Raw genomic sequence first — 4,857 nt, forward strand, 5'->3', positions numbered from 1 at the left:
AGACCGCCGACAGGTCGGTAATGCCTGTCTCGGCGATGGCTCGCGAAACGGTATCGGCAGCGGCATCGCCGCCGCGAACCGACATCAGCGACGCGGAGACGCCGCGCCGCACGGCGCTGCGCAAAGCATTGAAGACGCCGCCGCCGACATCCTCGCGCATTGTGCCCGGATTGGAGGCGGCAGGCACGTAAGCGCCGGACACCTGGCCGCGTCGGTCGATATGGGCGCCGCCTATGGCCAGTATTTTCGCGGATTTCAGCATGCCGGCGATATGACCTTTGTTATTCCAGCCGCACAAGCGCTAGGTGCGACGGAGCTTCGCATGCGAGGCGGCGATTCGGCAGGTCGAAACAACGGAGCCGTCTGGCCCAACGTGCGGTGCATTCCTGATCGAATCCCTGGACAAAAAAAGAACAAATCCGGATATTGCTTGTTTTTCAGTTATTTGACCCCTCTTGCCAAATGAGAACAAAAAAGGTACAAATAGGCAGGGATTACGGATTGTCCGGCCTTCATTGACGACCAAGGGGTGATGTATCATGGCTCAGAATTCTTTGCGGCTGGTAGAGGACAAGGCAGTGGACAAATCAAAGGCTCTGGATGCGGCGCTGTCGCAGATCGAGCGGGCTTTCGGCAAGGGCTCGATCATGCGGCTCGGCGCCAACGATCAGGTCGTCGAGATTGAAACGGTGCCGACCGGCTCGCTTGGCCTCGACATCGCGCTTGGCGTCGGCGGCCTGCCGCGCGGCCGCATCATCGAAATCTACGGGCCGGAAAGCTCGGGCAAGACGACGCTTGCCCTGCACACCGTCGCCGAAGCCCAGAAGAAGGGCGGCATCTGCGCTTTCGTCGATGCCGAGCACGCGCTTGACCCGGTCTATGCCCGCAAGCTTGGCGTCGATCTCGAAAACCTTCTGATCTCGCAGCCTGACACTGGGGAGCAGGCGCTGGAAATCTGCGACACGCTGGTGCGCTCCGGCGCCATCGACGTGCTGGTGGTCGATTCGGTCGCGGCGCTGACGCCACGCGCCGAAATTGAAGGCGAGATGGGCGATTCGCTGCCCGGCCTGCAGGCCCGCCTGATGAGCCAGGCGCTGCGCAAGCTGACCGCGTCGATTTCGCGCTCCAACACCATGGTCATCTTCATCAACCAGATCCGCATGAAGATCGGCGTCATGTTCGGCTCGCCTGAAACCACCACCGGCGGCAATGCGCTGAAATTCTACGCTTCGGTGCGCCTCGACATCCGCCGCATCGGCTCGATCAAGGACCGCGACGAGGTCGTCGGCAACCAGACCCGCGTCAAGGTGGTCAAGAACAAGCTGGCGCCGCCCTTCAAGGTGGTCGAATTCGACATCATGTTTGGTGAGGGCGTGTCCAAAACCGGCGAACTGGTCGATCTCGGGGTCAAGGCTGGTATTGTCGAGAAGTCTGGCGCCTGGTTTTCCTATAACTCGCAGCGTCTCGGCCAGGGCCGCGAAAATGCCAAGCTGTTCCTGCGTGACAATCCCGACACGGCACGCGAGATCGAGTTGTCGATCAGGCAGAATGCCGGGCTGATCGCCGAAAAATTCCTCGAGAATGGCGGCCCTGAGCGCGGCGATGATGACGGTTTCGAGGAAGAATCCGGCGCGATGTAACAGCTTCGTGCGCGATGCCGGCCGGAGTTCGGCCATAATCGCGTTCTATTATCTCAGGCTTATGTAATCGAGTTCCGCGTTATTGCGTTTCGAAACCGCCGGCCCAGTGCCGGCGGTTTTGCGTTTTGGCGGCGGAACCAGGCCGGGTCGAACGGCCGGCAAAGGCCGTGGATTGGACCAATTCCGTGTTTCTGGACAGGGTGAAGCGCGGCGGCTAAAAGGCCAAGTCCTAATCTTCTAAAACGCAGAGCCCATTTCCGCCGGTTGGCCCGGCGGCTCTTCCAAAAAGGCAGCATCATGAGTGGCGTGAACGAAATCCGGTCGACATTTCTCGACTACTTCCGCAAGGAGGGTCACGAGATCGTCGCATCGAGTCCGCTGGTGCCGCGCAACGACCCGACGCTGATGTTCACCAACGCCGGCATGGTGCAGTTCAAGAACGTCTTCACCGGTCTGGAGAAGCGGCCCTATTCGCGCGCCTCGACCGCCCAGAAGAGCGTTCGCGCCGGCGGCAAGCACAATGATCTCGACAATGTCGGCTACACCGCGCGCCATCTGACCTTCTTCGAGATGCTCGGTAATTTCTCCTTCGGCGACTATTTCAAGGAGCGCGCCATCGAGCTTGCCTGGAACCTGATCACCAGGGAGTTCGGGCTGAACAAGGACAAGCTGCTGGTCACCGTCTATCACACGGATGACGAGGCGGCCGGCTTCTGGAAGAAGATCGCCGGTTTTTCCGACGACCGCATCATTCGCATCGCGACCTCGGACAATTTCTGGGCGATGGGCGACACCGGACCGTGCGGGCCGTGCTCTGAAATCTTCATCGACCGCGGCGAACACATCTGGGGCGGCCCTCCCGGCAGCCCGGAGGAGGATGGCGACCGTTTCCTCGAATTCTGGAACCTGGTGTTCATGCAGTATGAACAGGTGACGAAGGAGGAGCGCATCGACCTGCCGCGCCCCTCGATCGACACCGGCATGGGCCTGGAGCGGATGGCGTCCATCCTGCAAGGGGTGGAAAGCGTCTTCGAGACCGATCTGTTCCGTCACCTGATCGACGCGGCCTCGTCCGCGATCGGGCATGGTCCCGACAAGGAGACGGTCGCGTCCTACCGGGTCATTGCCGATCATCTGCGTTCGTCCTCCTTCCTGGTGGCGGACGGCGTGCTGCCTTCGAACGAAGGCCGGGGCTATGTCCTGCGCCGCATCATGCGCCGCGCCATGCGCCATGCGCAGCTGCTGGGTGCCAACGAACCGCTGATGTGGAAGCTGGTGCCGGCGCTGGTGCGCGAAATGGGCCAGGCCTATCCGGAGCTGCTGCGCGGCGAACAGTTGATCACCGAGACGCTGAAGCTCGAGGAGACCAGGTTTCGCAAGACGCTGGTGCGCGGCCTCGGCCTGCTCTCCGAGGCGACGGAGACGCTGCATGCCGGCGACATGCTGGACGGCGAAACGGCCTTCAAGCTCTACGACACTTACGGCTTCCCACTTGATCTGACGCAGGACGCGCTGCGCCAGCGCAGCATCTCGGTCGATCTTGCCGGCTTCACCAATGCGATGGAGCAGCAGAAGGCCGAGGCGCGAAAGCATTGGGCAGGCTCCGGCGACGCGGCGACCGAGACCATCTGGTTCTCCGTGCGCGAGAAGGCGGGCGCCACCGAGTTCCTCGGCTATGAGACTGAAGCTGCCGAAGGCATCATCCAGGCCCTGGTCAGGGACGGCAAGACCGTGGACAGCGCCGGCAAGGGCGACGCGGTGGCGATCGTCGTCAACCAGACCCCGTTCTATGCCGAGTCCGGCGGCCAGATGGGCGACACCGGCGTTATTTCAGGCGAGGGCTTCTCGATCGAGGTTTCCGACACGCAGAAGAAGGCCGATGGGCTATTCGTCCACATCGGCGAGGTGGCCAGCGGCACGGTCAAGACCGGTGTTGCCGTCGAGCTCAAAGTCGACCATGCGCGCCGCTCCAGGTTGCGCGCCAACCATTCCGCGACGCATCTGATCCATGAGGCGCTGCGCGAGGTGCTGGGCAGCCATGTCGCGCAGAAGGGCTCGCTGGTCGCGCCCGAGCGCCTGCGCTTCGACATCTCGCACAACAAGCCCATTTCACCGGAGGATCTCGAAGAGGTCGAGCGCATGGCCAACGAGATCGTCGTCCAGAACGGCCCGGTGTCCACGCGCCTGATGTCGGTCGACGATGCCATTGCCGAAGGCGCCATGGCGCTGTTCGGCGAGAAATACGGCGACGAAGTGCGCGTCGTGTCGATGGGCACCGGCGTTCACGGCGCCAAGGCCAACCGGCCCTATTCGGTCGAGCTTTGCGGCGGAACGCATGTCCGGGCGACTGGCGATATCGGCCTGGTGCGTGTCGTGTCGGACAGCGCGGTCGCCGCCGGCGTGCGCCGCATCGAGGCGCTGACCGGCGAAGCCGCGCGCAAACATCTCGACGAGCAGGATAGGCGGCTGAAGGCGGCGGCAGCGGTGCTGAAGATTTCACCGGCCGACGTGCCGGCGCGCGTCGAGACGCTGCTCGAAGAGCGCAAAAAGCTCGAGAAGGAACTGACCGAGGCGCGCAAGAAGCTGGCGCTGGGCGGGGGATCGTCAGCCGATGCTCCAGCCGCCAATGAGACGGTCGCCGGTATCGGCTTCCTCGGCAAGACGGTCTCCGGTGTCTCGCCGAAGGATTTGAAGCCGCTGGCCGATGCCGGCAAGAGCTCGCTCGGCTCCGGCGTCGTCGTCTTCGTCGGCGCCGGCGAAGACAACAAGGCAAGCGTCGTGGTGGCCGTCACCGACGACCTCATCGATCGCTTCAGCGCCGTCGACCTTGTCCGCGTGGCCTCCGCCGCATTGGGCGGGCAGGGCGGCGGCGGGCGGCCCGACATGGCCCAGGCCGGTGGCCCCGACGCTTCCAAGGCCGATGATGCGATTGCAGCAGTGAGGGCGGCACTCGAAGCGGCGTAGGCTAGTGGGCAGTTCAGGGGGGAGCCCTACCTTCCCAAGTAGCGCTGCCCCTCATCTGGCTGCCGCCATCTTCTCCCCGTAAACGGGGAGAAGGGCGCTTTCGTCGCGGCTTTCGCCAATCGCCAGCCTTGCAAAAAAAGAGGCGCCGGCGTTGCGGCCAGCCTCTTTCTCCCCGTTTTACGGGGAGAAATGCCCGGCAGGGCAATGAGCGACTATCTGTGGTGTCAAGTTGCATTGGCGAACTCCATGCGCG

General features: G+C 63.1%; 2 protein-coding genes and 1 pseudogene. 2 read left to right on the plus strand and 1 reads right to left on the minus strand.

Annotation, left to right across the window (positions count from 1 at the left end; translation table 11 throughout):
* Positions 1-262, minus strand: a pseudogene (locus EN984_RS22945) (carbohydrate kinase); the annotation flags it as partial.
* 277 nt (positions 263-539) lie between these two features.
* On the opposite strand from EN984_RS22945, the gene recA reads away from it, so the two are divergent.
* Entirely contained in the window at positions 540-1,640 is a 1,101-nt protein-coding gene (gene recA, locus EN984_RS22950) for a recombinase RecA (protein WP_027036993.1), read from the plus strand.
* 297 nt (positions 1,641-1,937) lie between these two features.
* A complete protein-coding gene (alaS, locus tag EN984_RS22955) occupies positions 1,938-4,604 on the plus strand; it encodes an alanine--tRNA ligase (protein ID WP_127270932.1) in 2,667 nt (888 codons plus the stop codon).
* Positions 4,605-4,857 lie beyond the last annotated feature (253 nt).

It is taken from the genome of Mesorhizobium sp. M7A.F.Ca.CA.004.12.1.1 (assembly GCF_003997835.1).
Lineage (GTDB): Bacteria > Pseudomonadota > Alphaproteobacteria > Rhizobiales > Rhizobiaceae > Mesorhizobium.

Bases quoted from the DNA above. Each gene is read 5' to 3' on its own strand.
- recA (WP_027036993.1), top strand. From the start codon at position 540: ATGGCTCAGAATTCTTTGCGGCTGGTAGAGGACAAGGCAGTGGACAAA.
- alaS (WP_127270932.1), top strand. From the start codon at position 1,938: ATGAGTGGCGTGAACGAAATCCGGTCGACATTTCTCGACTACTTCCGC.